This is a genomic window from Lutibacter sp. A64 (assembly GCF_022429565.1).
Lineage (GTDB): Bacteria > Bacteroidota > Bacteroidia > Flavobacteriales > Flavobacteriaceae > Lutibacter.
Genome location: NZ_CP092487.1, coordinates 334,036 through 353,468, shown reverse-complemented (window position 1 = coordinate 353,468; position 19,433 = coordinate 334,036). Strand labels below are relative to the sequence as shown.

Annotated in this window: 10 protein-coding genes and 1 pseudogene; all 11 read right to left on the bottom strand. The window is 32.9% G+C overall.

Going from position 1 to position 19,433, the window contains the following annotated elements:
* Position 1: 1 nt before the first annotated feature.
* The 11 genes and pseudogenes from MKD41_RS01315 to MKD41_RS01260 all read right to left on the bottom strand — a co-directional run bounded on the left by MKD41_RS01315 (position 2) and on the right by MKD41_RS01260 (position 19,233).
* The gene (locus MKD41_RS01315) at positions 2–3,139 is read right to left on the bottom strand and encodes a SusC/RagA family TonB-linked outer membrane protein (RefSeq protein ID WP_240243647.1); all 3,138 of its coding nucleotides are present in this window, start codon (positions 3,137–3,139) and stop codon (positions 2–4) included.
* A gap of 298 nt (positions 3,140–3,437) precedes the next feature.
* Positions 3,438–4,925: pseudogene (locus MKD41_RS01305) on the bottom strand (sulfatase).
* 135 nt (positions 4,926–5,060) lie between these two features.
* The gene (locus MKD41_RS01300) at positions 5,061–6,503 is read right to left on the bottom strand and encodes a sulfatase (protein ID WP_240243646.1); all 1,443 of its coding nucleotides are present in this window, start codon (positions 6,501–6,503) and stop codon (positions 5,061–5,063) included.
* A 21-nt stretch (positions 6,504–6,524) separates the two neighbouring features.
* Positions 6,525–8,012, bottom strand: a complete 1,488-nt coding sequence (locus tag MKD41_RS01295; protein WP_240243645.1) for a sulfatase family protein — start codon at positions 8,010–8,012, stop codon at positions 6,525–6,527.
* A 19-nt stretch (positions 8,013–8,031) separates the two neighbouring features.
* Complete coding sequence (locus tag MKD41_RS01290; protein ID WP_240243644.1) at positions 8,032–9,000, bottom strand: family 43 glycosylhydrolase; 969 nt, start codon at positions 8,998–9,000, stop codon at positions 8,032–8,034.
* 4 nt (positions 9,001–9,004) lie between these two features.
* Complete coding sequence (locus tag MKD41_RS01285) at positions 9,005–11,779, bottom strand: alpha-L-rhamnosidase (RefSeq protein ID WP_240243643.1); 2,775 nt, start codon at positions 11,777–11,779, stop codon at positions 9,005–9,007.
* A gap of 4 nt (positions 11,780–11,783) precedes the next feature.
* Positions 11,784–14,567: an alpha-L-rhamnosidase gene (locus tag MKD41_RS01280; protein ID WP_240243642.1), complete on the bottom strand. Its 2,784-nt coding sequence runs from the start codon at positions 14,565–14,567 to the stop codon at positions 11,784–11,786.
* Positions 14,568–14,602: 35 nt separating this feature from the next.
* Positions 14,603–16,522 (bottom strand): hypothetical protein, encoded by a 1,920-nt coding sequence (locus MKD41_RS01275; RefSeq protein ID WP_240243641.1) that lies wholly within the window; start codon positions 16,520–16,522, stop codon positions 14,603–14,605.
* A 144-nt stretch (positions 16,523–16,666) separates the two neighbouring features.
* Positions 16,667–16,981 (bottom strand): L-rhamnose mutarotase, encoded by a 315-nt coding sequence (gene rhaM, locus MKD41_RS01270; RefSeq protein WP_240243640.1) that lies wholly within the window; start codon positions 16,979–16,981, stop codon positions 16,667–16,669.
* A 161-nt stretch (positions 16,982–17,142) separates the two neighbouring features.
* Positions 17,143–17,997, bottom strand: a complete 855-nt coding sequence (locus MKD41_RS01265; protein WP_240243639.1) for a hypothetical protein — start codon at positions 17,995–17,997, stop codon at positions 17,143–17,145.
* A gap of 45 nt (positions 17,998–18,042) precedes the next feature.
* The gene (locus tag MKD41_RS01260) at positions 18,043–19,233 is read right to left on the bottom strand and encodes a hypothetical protein (RefSeq protein ID WP_240243638.1); all 1,191 of its coding nucleotides are present in this window, start codon (positions 19,231–19,233) and stop codon (positions 18,043–18,045) included.
* Positions 19,234–19,433: the final 200 nt, after the last annotated feature.

Below are 19,433 nucleotides of genomic sequence, written 5' to 3'. Positions count from 1 at the left end.
TTTAAAAATTCATATTAAAACCGAAGTTAAACCTTTTTAAGGTTGGATAATCTCCTCTAAAACTAGAGTCTGCGGTTGTTGTACCATTAAATTCTCTGTCATCAGGTAGGTCAGTCCATAAAATCAAATTATTACCATTCACAAAAATTTGAAGTGACTTAACTCCAAGTTTTTCACAAGTTTCGGCTGGAATATTATAAGATAGGGAAACCGCTTTAAGCCTAGTTAATGATGCATCATAATAGTTATCTCTAGGATTGGTTGCACCTTGTGCTCTCCAAGCAGGCTGCGTGTCAGTATTATTTGGCGTATTAACAGTCCAGTAATCTAAATCTTGTGTAAAAATCAAATTAGTTTGATTGCTGAATGTTCTATTTCCATAAGATCTTAAAGCATTTTGTGTTCCATACAACTGAGCCGAAACAGTAAAACCTTTGTATTTTGCTCCTAAAGTAGCACTCCAGTTTCTTTGTGGTCGCACTGGATAACCATATGGTGCGTTATCAAAAGAACTATTGTATATACCATCTCCATCAAAATCAACAACATCATAATACCCAACTCGTGTTAGGTTTTGGTTTGTTACTTGTGGTGTAGACATATAAATATCATCCCAGTTTGTCATAATTTCTCCAGGAATAGCTGTTCTTATTTGACCTATAGCATACCCCGCTGCCTTTTGGTAAAAAGGTTTAAATACAGGATCTTCTCTTTCTATAACTTCATCTTTTGCTTGCGTAAAATTGAAATTACCAAAAAGATTTACTCCATTTTCAAACGTATGTTTTGCACCCAGTACAATTTCATATCCTCTAACCTCTACTTTTCCTTTATTAAAATCTGGAGGTATTGCTCCAAACCAGTCTGGTACAGCTCTTTGCGAACCAGTTATAAGAATATTATCTCTGTTTTCTGCAAAATAATCAAATTCCGCAGTTATTGAATTGTTAAATAATCCTATTTCAGCACCAATATTATACTTGATAGCTGTTTCCCATTGAAGATTAGGGTTACCAACTTGTTTCTCTGTATAGTAAATGTATGGTGATCTTCCTTTATAGTTACTTGGCACCAAAAATGCTGCTCCACCATTTGACCATTGGGTAATATATTTCCATCTACCACTAAAATTATCATCACCAATAAGTCCGTAAGAACCTCTAACTTTAAGTTTATTCATCCAATCTACATCCTCCATAAACGTTTCGTTTGTTACAGTCCAACCTGCTGCTGCAGAAGGGAACAAGTCAAAACGAAATCCTGGTCCAAATTTTTCTGAACCATTATAAGCTCCATTTATATCTAAAAAGTATCTGTTGTCATAATCATAAGTAGCTCTAGCTACCCAATTTTCACGAAACGTAGGGAACACACTTCCTATAGCTGTTTCTTGTCTTCTAAATAAAAACAACCCTGTAACATTATGTTTGTTTGCAAACGTTTGGTTATAATTCATTGATACATCATAAACCATTCTTCGATCTCTTTGATTATCCTCCACATCTGAAGCACCCACAGTCCAAGGTGTTACAGCAAAATCAAAATCGTTTACACCATTTGGAGATAAAAAAGTTTCATTTTCTCCTTCATAAATTCTATATATTAAGTTTTCAACACCATCTGCACCTCTATCAACTAAAGATTGTTTACTTCTCATATTATTATCAAGAGAAAATCTTCCTTGAAGTGACAAACCTTCTGTTATAAAATCCAGTTTTTGCTTTAGTATAAAATCTGTATTTACCTGAAAGTTAGTGTAAGTATCATACCCTGTATTGGTTAAACTTACAATAGGATTAGATATACCAAAACCATCATCTATATATTGTCCATAATAACCATCAGGATATACGGGTGTATATAAGTCAGGTGCAATTTCATAAATACCATTTACTACCGTATTTAAGTTACTAGGTGATTCTCTTGTTCCTAGGTAACCCGAAAGGTTTACCGAAAGTTCTGTAGTACTTGTAACTTTAAAATCAACATTACTTCGGTAATTAAAACGTTCGTATTTATATTCACCTAAATATCCTTTTCCGCTGTCGTATTTACTACCATCAAAAATATCATTTACAGTTTGGAAGGCTAAACTTCCAAAATACTTTGCTGATTTATTACCTCCACGTACAGACAAATTAACTCTATAATCTTGAGCAAAATCTTTCAACAATTCATCTTCATAATTAATATTAGGATATCTGTAGCTTTCTTCTACAGATCCAGGGTTGCGATATCTATCAGCAATATCCATTGGTGTAAAATCACCCCATCCTATTGGTGAAACTGATAATTCTCTAAGAATGGAACTATTAGCCTGCATAATTGCATCATACGAATCCAGTTTTTCTGGTAATTTTGAAACAAATTTAATAGTAGAATTAACAGCTAAAGATAACTGAGCCTTACCTTCTTGACCACGCTTAGTAGTAATTAATATTACACCATTAGCACCTTCTACACCAAAAACAGCTGTGGCAGAAGCATCTTTAAGCACAGAAAGTTTTTCAATGTCATTCATATCAACATCAGTCATAGACCTTTTAACTCCATCAACAAGAATTAGTGGTCCTCCAGAACCGTTCCATGAACTTTGACCACGAATAAAAATTTGCATATCGGATTGACCAGGAATACCACTTCCTTGTATAGCTGTTACACCAGGTAAATTACCTTGCAGTGCTTCTTCAACGTTAGCTATACCTGCTGCCTTTTCCATTAATTCGGCTCCTTTTACCTGTGTAATAGCCCCTACAACACTCTCTTTCTTTTGAGTACCGTAACCAACAAGAACTACTTCTTCTAAGCTTTCTACATCTCCTACCAAAGATACATTGATAGTTGTTCTATTATTAACTGCAATCTCCACGGTTTTAAAACCTAGATAAGAAAACACTAAAGTTTTTTCACCTGAAGTTAATTCAATAGAATAGTTTCCTTCAAAATCTGTTGAAGCTCCTCTAGTAGTTCCTTTTTGCAACACAGTTACTCCAGGCAATGGCATACCACCATCATCTGTAACAACCCCAGAAATCATATTTTGAGCCTCTAAATTAATTGCTGTAAAACTGGAAAAAACTATCGCCAGTATTAGCGTTAATTTAGAAACTGAAAATTGTTTTTTTGAATTTTGTTTCATGTTTAGTTTAAATTTTAATATAAATTATGTTTGAGTTAATTTTAATTATTATTCTTTAAAACTTTAAAAGCCAAAGCTTAATAATATGTAACAATATTACAAAGAGTATCAAGCATCTCCATCCTGTACTATACTGCAAAACTATGTTTCATAATTTTTTATGAATAATATCACTATAACGTTATAGCTTTTCTGAAATTTAAGTATTATTCTTATTTTTTTATAGAAATTTACAACTATTTCTTTTTAAACAAAAAATAGATTATTAGTAAATATTTTTTAATTATACATGAATTTACTAATCAACTGTTGTAATACTTCCCCACCATGTTTTATTGGGTTGCCAATCTTTATTTAGCATTTTTTTTCGAAGTGCTTCATGCTTCTTAAACATGTTTATTTTCTTTTTTGAAATAGCTTCCTGCTCTTTAGTTGCATTGTAAAGTAAATCGTGTTGAGGGTATTTAGCGCCAACTTGATTTAACCAATTAAGCAGTGTTTTAGACATTTCTAATGTTCTTTCTGGCTCTGATTTTGCTAAATTGGTATCTTCATGAATGTCTTCAACTAAATTGTATAACTCATTTCGCCCATCTTCCCAAAAATGAATCAGTTTCCAATTTCCTTTTCGTATGATAAAGACTGGTCTTCCTCCTTGATTTCCATAATGTGGATAATGCCAATACAACGGACGCTCTTTTATAGTTCCCCCTTTTAATACAGGTAAAATACTTTTACCATCTTTATGAGCTTCAAAGAGTAAAGGTAAGTTAGCTAAATCTAATAATGTGGGAAAAAAATCACTTCCAGCAACAGGAACATCACTTTGCGTCCCTTTATTATTAATCCGCGGTACACTTACAATGTATGGAATTCTAATACCACCTTCCCACTGGTAGCCCTTACCTCCTTTTAAAGGTAAATTACTGGTTGAATAATTATCTCCAGAAGTTACTCCTCCATTGTCTGAAGTAAAAATAACAATGGTGTTTTTATCCATACCACTCTCTTTCAATGCATTTAAAACCATTCCTACGGCGTCATCCATTGTTTCTATTAAACCTGCATAAACCGGATTGTCTTGACATTTTCGCATAGGCAATAAATCACCTTCTTCAAAGCCTTTTTCTGTGACTCCTTTTACTACTGCTTTTTCACGATATTTCACCCACTTCTCTTTACTAGTTTGAATAGACCCATGAACTGCGTAAAATGATAAATATGCTAAAAAAGGTGTGTCTTTTGAAGCATTTATAAAATTAACGGTCTCTTTTGCCAAACGCATAGAAAGGTTTTCTCCTGGTTGCTGATTTTTCAACTTAGGATTCTTATACGGGTCAAAATACCCTCCGTCAGGACTTCCTCTATGAAAACCACCTTTATTTATATCAAAACCATAATCTTCAGGGTAATACCCTTTAGCTCCTAAATGCCATTTTCCTTCGAAAAAAGTGGTATAACCTGCTTTTTTTTAGAGCCATTGGCAGTGTTACGATACTTGTATCCATATTATGTTTGTATGCTGCAGGAAGTACTTTTGTATAACGTTTTTTGCTCTCCATTTTTCACCTTCAGGTGCGCCAATCCAATCAGTAATACCGTGCCTAGCAGTAAATTGCCCTGTCATTATTGTAGCACGAGACGGGCTGCAAACTTGGCAACCTGCATACCCATTTGTAAATAGCATTCCATTCTCAGCAATTCCATCAATATTAGGAGTTTCATAATACGTACTCCCCATAACACTCAAATCAGAATATCCTAAATCATCGGCCAAAATAAACAGGATGTTTGGCTTTTAAACTTGTACTTCTTCTATTTTTGAGTGACACGAAATTAATACTACTAACAATAGTAAATATGCTACTTTTTTCATTGTTTTTAGTTTCTATTTCACTTATTCTGTTTTAACAAAACACTTTTATTTTCCATTCTGTAAAAACGGACCAGCATCTCTTGGAAACTGTACTTCTAACAATTTCTTCATTCTTTCTTCTACTTTAGTGTATTTTTTATGTCCAACTAAATTTATATAAGAAACTATACTTTTTTTATGCTCATATAATTCTGCTCCTAAAACCTCTTGTGTTTTAGAATTTCTCCATTCGGTGTATCTCCAATCTCCATCTGTGGTTGTTACACCCATAATGTCTTTACCTCTAGCATACACACTATATGCAGCTTCATCCCATGTTATTTTTGGGTTGTTTAATACAGGAAGTATACTTTTTCCTTCTGAGACTGGTGCAGACTCTAAATTACAAATATCTACTAAAGTCGAAAAAATATCAACATTTTCTACTAAAGCATCAGATGTTTTTCCTGTAACTCTTTTAGTATAATTTGTTTCTCTACTAATAATTAAAGGTACTTTTACATCAATTTCCATATTAGATTGTTTACACCAAGATGCGTAATCTCCAATTTTATAACCGTGATCGCTCATAAAAATAATCATGGTGTTTTTACGTAAGTCTAAATCTTCTAAAGTTTGCATAACTTTACCAACTTGCGCATCAATATAACTTACAGAAGCATGGTAACCGTGAATTAAATCTCTCGTTAAATTATCATCTAAATCACCTTCCTTCGGAATATTAGAATACCCTTTTAATTCTCCCCAAGGACTTAATGCCAATCTATAAACACCTTCAGGTTTTTTTCGAGAAGGTATTTTAAAATCGTTTTTATTGTAAAGGTCCCAATATTTTTTTGGAGAATTAAATGGTAAATGAGGTTTACTTAAGCCCACAAACATAATAAATTTATCATCCTTAACTTTATGTAAGGTTTCTATAGCGTGTTTTGCTACTCGTCCATCTTTATAAGCTTCATCTTCAACATCTGCATTTTCAAAAGCTGGTCCTTTTAAAGGTTTAACGCCCTCTTCCTTTAAGCGTTTCATTAACGCAATATTTTCTGGTTTTAAATATGCATTTTTTTCTTTTTCAAAATAGATAGACCATACATCTTGGTCATCTCTACCATGGTGATACACCTTACCAATACCAACAGTTTTATATCCATTTTTATTAAACAATTGAGGTAAGGAAACCAACTCTTTATGCACTTTTCTAAGTGGAGTAAATATACTATAAATACCTAATGTTTCAGGGCGTAAGCCCGTAAGTGTACTCATTCTAGATGGCCCACAAATAGCTTGCTGCACATATGCTTTATTAAACATAACGCCTTCATCAGCTAATTTATCAATATTTGGTGTAATGGCTGTTTTACTTCCATAACAACCCAATTCTGCTCTTAAATCGTCTACATAAAAAACCAATACATTTGGTTGTGTTTCTTGTGAACTTAAATGTAGGTAACTAAATAAAACGCAGCATAAAACAATTATTTTCTTCATAATTTAATATTTAAAATCACATTATAATTTAGGTGACTGAACAACTCCTTTTCCTTCTTTAAACCCCCAATAGTCAATCGCATTCTTTTTTTTATCAAACGTATAACCCCACTTTTTTAGATAGTAATCTCTTGTTTTAAAATCGTCTCCTATGCCTTGTAAAGCGGCATTTAATTTAACATCTAAATCTTGTTGCAACTCTTTAACCTCAGGTTTATTCAATAAATTATTCATTTGATAAGGATCACTTAAGTTATCAAAAAGTACACTTGCACCTTCTGGAGTTCGCGCATAAGTATATTGTTTGGTTCTAATAGCACGGTAAGGTGCGTCTTTAAAATTAGCGCCAAAAGGAGCAACTCCCATTACTAAAGCGGCTCTATCAGCTTTTGGATCAGGGTTTCTTATTAAGCTTGATAAATCTTCACCTTCAATTGTTTTAGGAATACCTATATTAGCTAAGCCTAATAATGATGGTAATATATCTGGTGTATTAATAGGTGCATTTACAACGGCTCCTTTATTTTCTCCTATTGAAGGGTAACTTATTAAAAAAGGTACTTTAATAGCTTCATCCCAAGCCAATTGTTTTACAAAAGGCTTAACACCGTGTGCTCCCATCATCTCCCCATGGTCTGATGAAAAAACAATAATTGTATTCTCTGATAAATTCAAATCTTTAATTTTTTCTAATACAGTACCAATTGCTTCATCTGTAGCGGTACAATGTGCATAATAACCTTGTAATTCTTTACGGGTTCTTTCTTCAAATGCTTCAGGTACATTAGGAGCTATTATTAAATCTTCAAGCGGATACATTTCTTTATACTTTTTAGATGCGCTTCCGTGAGGATAGTGTGGTGTTCCTATAGAAATCACTAATAAAAAAGGATTTTCATCTTTGGCATGAATACTTAAGTATTGGTTTGCATCTTTAGTTAATGCGAATGGAGAGTATCCTTTCCAGTATTTCAATTCAGGATCATTATTATCATAATACGGCATTTTAGTGTAGTTATGTGAACATTCTAATGCTTTCCAATAATCAAACCCTTGACGCCTTTCTGGTTCAACATTATTTAACCTACCATGCCCATCTAAATGCCATTTTCCTATATAAGCGGTGTTGTACCCTTCTTCTTTAAAAATTTCAGCCATGCATACTTCTTCACTTGGCAAATAAATATCGTTTACAAACATTCCTGTTGAAGTTGGAAACCTACCGGTTAACAAAGCCGCACGATGTGGTGTACAAACAGGCGTTACAGAAACTGCGTTTGAAAAATTCACAGATTCATCTGAAAATTTATCTAAATTAGGTGTTTTCACATTTGGGTCGCCAGCATACCCTAAAGCAGAACCTCTCCATTGATCTGTAAGTACATATACAATATTTGGCTTTTTAGTGTTGGTGTTTTTAGTATTCTTTTCTAATTTATTTCCTGTTTTACAACTAGATAAAGTAAATAGAACTACTAAAATTACAGTGGAAAAAAATTTGATTCTCATTATTTGATTCATTTCTATTTTATTTGTTAATTTTTTGAACACCTTTTTTAGTAGCGTAAATTTCTTTTATTGTTCCGTCTTCATTATAATACAAATACTCTATACAGGTATTTCTTCTAAATTTTGTTCCTCCATTCCAATCTCGAATATGATAAAAGAAGTAGTCTTGATCTTTGTATTCTATTATAGAATGATGATCTTGTTGCTGTTTTGGATTAATCGATCCTTTGTACTCAAATGGTCCATAAGGATTGTCTCCCATTGCATAAAAACCTCCTAAACCTGCATTGTAAGAAAAATAATATATTCCATTTCGCTTATGCATATAACTGGCTTCAAAGAAATTTTTATAGCCATATTCAATAACTCTTGGTTTTTCAGCCAATTCTAAAAGGTTGTCCTTTAACAAAGCTACTTTTGGTTCTCTAACACCCCAATACAAATAGGTTTTTCCGTCATCATCAGTAAAAACACAAGGATCTAACCATTGCCCTTCAACACCTTCTATCCAACCAATATCTTTAAAAGGACCTTCAGGAACATCGCTTACTGCTACACCACATCTCATATCATCTTTTGAACCATTAACAGAGTGCGGATATAATAAATAATATTTACCATTTTTAAAAATGGCTGTTGGTGCCCACATCCATCCTTTTGCTCCCCAAGAAATATCTTTTGAATGCAATACTACACCATGGTCTGTCCAATTCACCATATCTGTTGATGAAAAAGCGCGATATCCATCCATAGTATCATAATTTACTGCATCTTCAGGATTTCCAGATGTGTACATCCAAACTTTTCCATCTTTCCAAACATGCGCAGAAGGATCAGCTGTACGAATGTGACGAATTACCGGATTGTTATTTTCATTTTCAACTGATACTTCTTCCGATTGTATAAGGTTACTTTCTTCTTTTTTTATTTTAGTGTTACAACTTACTAAAGCAACAGTTAAAGAAATAATTATTATTTTAAATTTCATTTAATTAAATTTTAGATATAAACTTATAATTCCCTGGTTGAACTAATAATTCAAATGAACTTGAACTCTTATTTATCAGTTTCACATTTTTATTGTTTTTAAAAATATTGGCATTTAAAAGTAATTCTTCGTTTGAATTTGCTGGTATTATAACTTTCGCCGAAGTATTTGGAGGAATCACAATGTTTAATTGAAATTCATTATTTTTAATTTCCCATGAAGAAGATACTTTACCATAAGGCGTATTTAAACTTGCAGATGCACTTGTTAATGGTTGCCGTGCTTGCGGTGCTATTTCAATAACTTTATAACCTGCTTCTAATGGAGCAATTCCAGCAATACGCTCGTACATCCATTCACCAATAGCACCATAAGCATAATGATTTAAACTATTCATTTTTTGAGAATTAAATCCTTCTTCTTTACTATAACTATTCCAACGTTCCCAAATAGTAGTTGCGCCTTGATTTATAGAATAAAACCAAGATGGGTAGGTTTCATTAAACAATAATTTATACATTAAGTCAATTCCCCCTGTTTCGTCCAAAACTTCAGACAATAAGGGAGTTCCTAAAAACCCTGTACGTAAATGATTATCGGCATCACTCAACTTACGTAATAAATTAGTTTGTGCATTTTTCTGTTTACTTTCAGGCAGCAAATCAAATGCCAATGCCATTAAATAAGAAGTTTGTGTTTCTGCAACACCTTTTATCTTTCCGTTTTCATTAAAAAACGCTGCATCAAATGCTTTAGCTATTGATTTGTATAATTTAGTATATTTATTATACTCTTCTGTTTTTCCTAATACTTTCGCTGCTTGTGCAGTTAATTTAGCTGAATGTGCAAAAAATGCTGTACCAATTAAACTATGTGATGTATCTCCTTTATTATTTCCATTTGCAGGAAGCGGTTGTAACCAATCAGCAAAACCTCCCATAGACGAAATATAACCTTTAGATACCGATTTATGATATGCAACCCAACCTTTCATCATTTCGTAGTTTTCTTCAAGAATTCTTGTATCACCAGTTCTGTAGTAAATTTTCCACGGAATAATTGTACAAGCATCTCCCCAACCAGCACTTACTTTATTGTTATATAATACATCTGGCACAACCCATGGTATTCCTCCGTTATCGTATTGCGATTCTCTTACACTCTGTAACCAACTTGCCCAAAAACCATACACATCGGCATTAAACATAGATGTTGGCCCAAATACTTGTGCATCAGCAGTCCACCCCATACGTTCATCACGTTGTGGACAATCTGTTGGAATATCAAAAAAGTTACCACGTAAGCCCCAAACAATATTGCTTTGTAATTGATTTAGCTTAGCACTAGATGATGTAAATGTTCCGTTTTCTTCAAAATCTGAATATTGAACTAGACCAGTTACCCAATCTTTTGTTGGTTTTACGGCTGTATTATAACCACTTAACTCCACATATCTAAACCCGTGAAATGTAAACTTTGGCGACCATTCTATAACTCCATCTTTTGAAGCTGTATAATAATTGGTAGACTGCGCTGTTCTATAATTATCTGTATAAAAAGAACCATCTGGTGATAACATTTCAGCAAATCTAATTTTTAAGGTTTCGCCTTTTTTCATTGGAACTTTTAATACTGGAACTCCTACCATATTTTGTTGTAAATCAAAAATAACCGCACCATCTTTTTCAATTACTTCTTTTGTAGGCAACTCTATTTTTCCTTTTACAGTAGTGTGCCTTTTTGGTTCTAAACGAATCTTATCTTCAACAGGAAACACATTTACTGCTTTCCAGTTTTTATCGCTAAAATTAGTTGTAGTCCACTTTGGCATTTCCAAATTAGCATCATAGGTTTCACCATCATAAATTTCTGAAAGTCTAATAGGTCCGTTAGTAGTTCCTTTCCAACCAGCATCCGTAACAATAACTTTTTTAGAACCGTCTTTCATTGTTAATTCTAATTGGCATATAATTTTAGGTGTTTCGGTATCACTCCAATATGATTTCATCCAACCCAATCTTCCAGAATGCCAACCTGCAGCTAGTTCAACACCAATGGCATTTTGTCCTGATTTAATTAAATTGGTAACATCATAGGTAATAGTTTCAATACGTTCTTTATATGGTGTATACCCAGGAGGCATTACATCATCACTAACGTCTTTACCATTTATTTTCACATCAAAAACACCTTTTGCCGTTATATATAATCTTGCAGAAGTCACATCGTTAGACAATTCAAATCCTTTTCTTAAATATTGAGGTCTATGAATAAGATTATCTTGGCTCCCCATCAACTTTTCTTTTTTAGTATCTAAACCAATCCATTGCGCTTTCCAATCGCTATTATTTAATAAACCTAATTCAAACGTATTTATAGCACTCCAAGTTGAAGCTTGTCCATCTTGATTCCAGTATTTAACTTTCCAATATACTTTTTGACGAGATTGTAATGATTTTCCTTCATATTTTATCCAAGTAGATTGCTCAGATTTTTGTTTTTTAGAATCCCATAAATCTGCATTGTTAGATAATAAATCTAAACTACTTGCTACTACAATTTGATAAGCAGATTGACTTTTATTATTTTCTAAAACTGGTAATTCCCAAGAAAATGTAGGTTCTGAGTCATAAAAACCAATTGGATTTGTAAAACCTTCTGAAACTGTTAGATTTTTAGCTGCTGCTAATGGTTGTTTTTCAGCACAAGATGTTTGACTGATTAAAACCAAACAAACTAATGTTTGAAAAAAATACTTGAATGTTAATTTGTGATGCATTTGATTAAAATTTAGTTTGAAAATTATATGTTCCTGGTTGTGCCAAAATTTTGATTGACATTTTTTCTGAATCTATCAATTTTATATTTGAATTTTCTTTGAAAATATTTCCGTTTACCAATAAACTATCTAAAGTATTATACGGAATATTTATTTCTGCAGTGGTATTTGGCGGAATAACTACATCTAAATTAAATGTATTGTTTTCTATTTTCCAAGAAGAAGATGCTTTTCCGTAAGATGTATTTAAACTAGCAGCTGCTGCATTCAAAAATTCAGTATTTGGTATTGGTGCAATTCTTAGTTTTTTATAACCAGGTTCTATCGCCGAAAGTCCAGCAATACGTTCATACATCCATTGCCCAACAGCACCATACGCATAATGGTTTAAACTATTCATACTTTGCGGATTGTAACCATTTGCTTTGCTGAAACTATTCCAACGTTCCCACATTGTAGTTGCGCCTTGATTGATAGAATAAAACCAAGAAGGATAGGTTTCTTTAAACAAAATTTTATACATCAACTCAATCTCTCCCATATCATCTAAAACTTTTGGTAAAATTGGCGTTCCTAAAAATCCGGTTCCTAAATGGTTATCAGCATTTTTAATAGTTTCTAACAAGTGTTTTTGCGCTTTTATTTTGGTTTCTGGTTGTAATAAATCAAAATAAATGGCAAGTAAATATGCGGTTTGCGTTTGTTTTTTATTTTGATATTTCCCGTTCTTATCAAAAAACTTGTTTTCAAAAGCTAAAGCTATTTCTTTATACAAATTTTTGTATTTTTTTTCATCATCAATATTGCCTAAAACTCCTGCAATTTTAGACACCAAATGAGCTGAATGCGCAAAATAAGCCGCGTTTACAAAGCTTCCTGGTGTATCACCTCTATTTCCCATTTTTCCGCCTTTTTCTGGGTATGGTTGCAACCAATCTCTAAAAGAATGTATAGTTGGTATATAATTATTTGATTTAGATTGGTAGTACCCAACCCATTTTTTTCCCATTTCGTAATTTTCTTCCAAAACGGTTTTATCTCCTGTAGTGTTGTAAATATCCCAAGGAATAATTACACAGGCGTCTCCCCAACCAGAACTAGCTCTATTATTTTGAAGTACATCTGGTATAATAAAAGGTACCAAACCATTATCATGTTCAGATTGTGTTTCGCGCATACTTTGTAACCAAGCTGTCCAAAACGCGTGCATTTTATAATTGTACATTGCCGTTGGCGAAATTACTTGCGCATCTCCTGTCCAACCTAAACGTTCATCACGTTGCGGACAATCTGTAGGAATATCTAAAAGGTTGTCTCGTAACCCCCAAGTAATATTGCTTTGTAATTGATTTAATTTTTCATGTGATGAAGTAAATGTTCCATTTTTTTGAAAATTAGAATGTTGCACCAAACCTTTCACCCAATTTGTAGTTGGTTTTACTGAGTTGTCATACCCTGATAACTCAATATATTGAAACCCATGAAATGTGAATTTTGGTGTATATTCAATAACACCATCTTTGGCAGCAATGTAATAATCGGTTGATTTTGCCGAACGATAGTTTTTTGTATAAAACGTACCATCAGACAGTAACATTTCAGAAAAACGAATTGTAAGTGTATCCCCTTTTTTCATAGGTACGGTTACTTTTGGCACACCCAACATATTTTGTTTCATATTGAATATTACAGAAGATTTTGTAGTTGATACAATTTCTACATTTTCTAAAACCGCCGTTGTTTTAACAGTTTCATGACGTTTTGGTGCCAGTTTTACACTATCAGCTATGGCCTCTACCTCTGTATCTTTCCAAGATGCATCGTCAAACGTATTTGTTGTCCAATTTGGCATTTCTAAATTGGCATTGTATACTTCACCATCATAAAGGCCTGCTAATCTTATTGGTCCATTTGTAGTTCCTCTCCAAGATGCGTCAGAAACAATTATTTCTTTAGAACCATCTTTTAAGGTTACTTCTAACTGACATAAAATTTTTGGTGAAGCAAAATTTTCGTATACTGCTTTTCCTCTACTAATTCTTCCTGAATGCCAACCTGAAGCCAATTCAACAGCTATTGCATTTTTACCCGAAGACAACAAATCTGTAACATTGTAGGTTAATGTTTCAATACGTTTGTTGTAGGGTGTCCAGCCAGGTGCTAACACATCATCACTTACATCTTCTCCATTTAAATGAACATCAAAAATTCCTTTTGAAGTAATGTATAATCTAGCCGATTCAATGTTAGAAGGTAAATCAAAACTTTTTCTTAAATATTGAGGTCTGTGCATTAAAAATTTTCTAACGCCCTTTATACTATCTTTTGCAGTATCTAATCCTGTCCATTTTGCTTTCCAATCGCTGTTATTTAATAAACCTAATTCAAACGTATTTATGTCACTCCAAGTTGAAGCTTGTCCGTTTTGATTCCAGTATTTTACTTTCCAATATACTTTTTGACGAGAACTTAATGTTTTTCCTTTGTATTGTATCCAAGTTGATTGCTCTGATTGTTGTTTTTTAGAATCCCATAAATCTGCGCTATTAGGCAACAAATCAGGTGAACTTGCTACTACAATTTGGTATGCTGTTTGACTTTTATTAGTATCTGAAAGAGGTATTTGCCAAGAAAAAGTAGGTTTTGGATTATAGAACCCTACTGGATTTATAAAACCTTCTGATAGTTTTAATTTATTTGGCTTTTGAATATAATTTTGAGCACAAGACGTAATCCCTAAAAAAGAGAAAAAAAAGAGAACTTGATAAATAATAGTTTTTAGATGCATTAGAAAATTATTTTAATTTTTAAGCTAGATTTTTTTTAAATTATTGTTATTGTACAATTCACGTTGATTACTCCTTTAGGAAAACCTAATAGTATTGGCAGCACCTCCATACCTGGCACTTGATTAAAAATACGTTCCTTTTCAGATACTTTGAGTGTTATTGGCACGTTTGACTCCATTACAACTACGCCACCATCTTTATGAATTTCGATACTATTTTCTGAAGTTTGAACTACTTTTTCACCTGTTGAAGATATAATTGGCAATACTAATGTATCACCATTTTCTTCACTTGTTGTTCTTAACGCTTTAATTGTTGTTATTTCTTTATCAAATAAGTAATTCAATTTAAAACCTCCACTTGTGCCAAGTGTTTCTTTTTCTCTATTTGTGAGTGTTGCTAATACTTCAAAATTTATAATTCCATTTTCATCAGTATTTTTAACTATCGCTTTTAAATCGTGAATATTTGTATACCAAACATCATTTACAAATCGCTCAACACGAGGTGTTAAACAAAAATCTTCTTCCGGTTGCTGTTGTTGATTGTTTGGTTCTACCAACATATATTCTGCCATACTAGCTGTAAATAAAGGCCCTACTTTTTTATGCCACAAAACAGCTAATGATCCGCCGGTAGCTGCCACTGAATATTTTTTCTTCCAAATTTGATCATAAGAAGACACTGTACTTTTCCATGGCCCTCTTGCTCCTAACCAAACGTCTAATTCAGGAAAGTGTTTTACACCATCTTTTACAGCTCTAGGAATTGGTTTTTCTTTATCTACGTTCTGTAACTTATCTGTATTATCTAAAACAAATGCTAAATTTTTTGCATGAGAAAATGTGTGATGCATACACGGCTTAACGCCATATGATTTATAATGCACCCCTCCAGCTAACAACCCATTTACAGTACAACGCTCTAACAGTTCTGTATTTAAAACAGCAGCTGTACCAAAAGCTGGATTTCTATTAGCCATTAAAGCAAATGCAGGTTGACAACCATCTGTAGTCCTACTACCCCAATACGTCCATTTATTTTGACGTGTTCCAAAACTATTATCCCAAGCGCCATCTGGTAACATAAATTCTAAATGCCCGTTCATAGATTCAGTGAGAAGTTTTAGTAACTCCTCATCTTGTTCTATAATTGCATATTGTACTAAACCGTTTAAAGTTTCTTCTACATTATAGCCAATATCTACTGGATACAAACCTTTAGCACTTTTTTCATTATCTGGCTTGTCTTCACCAAAAATTAGCTTATTCGGTTCAGTTAAGTATTTGGGAATTAAGGCTGCAAACTCTTTGCTTCTTGCAATATACTTTTCTTCATTAAAATAATCGCCTAAAAAGCGAAGTGCATAAATGGCCGTAAATCTGTAATTAATATGACTGAAATGCATATCAAATTTACGATACACAAAGTCTATACCTGCTTTGAGACGCGCTTCCCATTTTTCTTTCATTTCCTTTGTTAGCAAATGTCCATGGTGGTGTAAAGCTTCACCTAAAGCAATGGCTGTAAACACCGTAATTCCATTCCAAGATTTAGGATTTAAATCGTTTGTCCAACTTCCACTACCATCTGGTTTATCTACATTTTTAGACCAATCCATCAATTTTATAGCTGCATCTAAATACTTCTGATCTCCAGTAGCGTCGGCCATATACATTAATGGATAGATAGCATCATTCGCTCGACCATGAACCGTATCACAGGCATGACAATAAAGTGTACCGTCTAAAACAGGATTACTGGGATTATTTACTTGAGCTCTTATCATGGCATCACACCATGTTTTCAATAAATTAAACGACTGTTTTTGAAACGCAGTCATATCTTTACTGTTCATCACCTTATGTTTACTGCTATCTAATATGCACCCATACGGTAACATTAAACCTAAACTTCCTATTGCTGATAAATGCACAAAAGAGCGTCTTTTCATACTAAAATTCAATATTAATTAATAAAAATAAAATTAATTGAATAAAAAAAAGAATCTATCCTGCACTATTATGGTTTCGTGCTTAATATTTTGAGTTAAAAATTGTAATTTCTTAAACAAATTTAATCGTAAGTTCGTTGTATATTATGGCATATAAAAAACTTCTTCTAACGGAATAGAGATTGGTGAATTATCTGGATTTACCTCCATAATATCAGCCATAAACTTCCACCATTTTTTTACAATTTCATTGTTTACTAAATCTTGAGAACCACCATTGCCAGAGACTTTTTGAAAAGCAAATAACGTACTTGTTTCTTCATCTAAAAAAATAGAATACTCGCTTACACCATTGTCTTTCAATAGCTGCCTTAATTCTGGCCATAATTCATTATGACGCTTAGTATAAGCCTCCTTTTGGCCTTTATTTAATTTCATTTTAAACGCTAATCTTTGCATAATTTTAGTTGTTTATTTTAGTTTTACAATCTATATAGACAGAAAAAAACATGAAACATTGAACTACTTTTATACATAATTCAGTTTTTTATAATCCTATACAGATAAAATATCTTAAACTGATTGGTTACAGAACTTAAGCCACATATTAGACGAAACACTTATTTTTTTACAGGATTGTTATTTATATAATCTAACAACATACTTTTTACATTTTCAACTGAACCTGCTTCTAATCCGCCTTGTGTAGCTCCTGTAATCCAATAAAGTACCATTCCAGCATCTGAACAATCCCATTTTCCTTTTTGAAATTTAACTACATCATCTACTTCGGCCATTTTACCCATTAACCAAACAAACTGAATACGATCATCAGCATGATTCATTGCCCAATCCCATTCAGATTCTTTAACTTTAAGATTTATGTTTTGATCTGGAATACGTACTTCTTCAACTCCAAAATCTAAAATCTCTTGCCACTTAAAAAAATCTCCAGCATTATCATTTGCAGGATGGTGCGTTATAACTTTTACATATTTATGTTTTTCTTTTTTAGCAGCCTGTAGCGCAAACCCAATAATATCTGGTTCTCCAGCTTCAACAATCCAAAGAGGGTCATTTTCAGATGAAGCATTTATGGCGTCGCGTAAATCTTTTATTGTTTTATCTAATTGCCATTTAGCATCCAAAAAAGTAATGTGTTCAAAACCTCCCCAACGACGTGCTGTTCCATCGCAGGTAATTTGCATCATCGCATGTCTTTCAAATTCGGCTGCTTCAGAAATTCTTTTTAAAACAACCAAATCACAACTATGTGAGTAATGTACCAAACGATCTTCTAATCCTGCTGCTCGAAGCAGTGCTAAAGAAACTGCCGTACCTCCTAAATCATCAGGATCCGGTGAATTTCCATCTGCAACAACGGCTATACGCCCTGCTGGAGTGTTCATTTTTTGTGCAACTACACAATTTACTGATAGAAATGCTGCTATAAATAATACTATTAATTTATTCATGTTTAATTATTTAATAAATGTATATGTTGTTTGTGATTCTTGTACTTATTTCCCTTTTCCTACTGGTGTAAAAACAATACCAGCCCATCTTCCACGGATAAACTCTTTTCCATCGGTACCCATTTGACCTTTTACTGTAATTGTATCACCTTTGTTTACTTTTATATTTTCCCAAAAAGCATTGAATGCTTTTCTTTCTTCCCACATTGTTTTTGCCAATGGAGGAGCGTAAGTTCCTAACTCTTTACTATTAATAAATATACTAAAAGTTGAGTTCCCATCATTTTCTCCTACTCCAACAAAAATTACATCATACTGTCCACTTTCAAAATTAAACGTTGTGCTTGTTGTTGCTTCCTTATATTTATTTGAATTTATAGCTAACCAATTTTTTCCGTTTTTATAATAGCCTGTTCCTTCTATAGGGAATTCTTGAGAAGCTATTATTTTATTCTCAGGAAGTGCTTTTGAAATGGTCTTGAAATACGATTTTGAAGCTATTTCAGGAAGTTTTCCTTGAGCTAATTTTACTTTTGGGCCTGTATTTTTAGGAATAAAATTACTGTCTGTTGTTAAAATAAATTTATCAAACTCAAAACCGTCTTCACGCATACTAAACTGAATGTCATGAATTCCTGCTTCTTCAATATCTAAATAAATTTCTTTAGCAATACCACAGTGAACTTCTTTTATACGTTGTTTACTTTCCCAAGTCCATTGATTTTTCCCATTGCACCATTGCATGCGTTTTCCATGTTCAGGCCAAGTATTGTTCAACCCAACATGAAGTCCATTATCTTCGGAACCTGATGAAAAAGCACGTACCCAAACATAATAGCGTCCTGGCATATTTATTTTTACCTTATAGTGCACAACACCCATTTTACCCGCTTTATTTGTAAAATTTTCTTCACGAATAAGCGTATCTGAGTGTGTTACTCGAGTATCTGGCAATATTTCAATATACGATTTGTTACTAGCTTCTACACTATGTTGACCATCTTCATTTCTTCCAACGTTTGGCACTTCATTTTTTAAAGTTCTGTACCAAGCTCTAACTTCAGCATTGGTTTGTTTATAAAAATGTTCGGCTTCAACAGCTACCAGTCCATTATGCTCTTCAAAAATAACATTAGCGTTTATAATTGGATTGTTTAATTTTTTTGTTTGGCCGCTAGTTATAGAACTAAATACTATTAGCAACAGTATTAATACTAAAAATGATTTTGTATTCACGCAATTTCTATTTAATTAATTATTTCTGAAATATATTTATTTAAAACGCATCAACTATCCTGTAGTATCAGTATCTACTTGAAGTAAATCACATGTAAATCTAGATAATTTTATTACGTAAACTTCGGTATTTTGTAAATACAAAAATGTACCCAACAACAAATTGAAGGGTACATTTTTTCTATTTCATTACAAAAAGC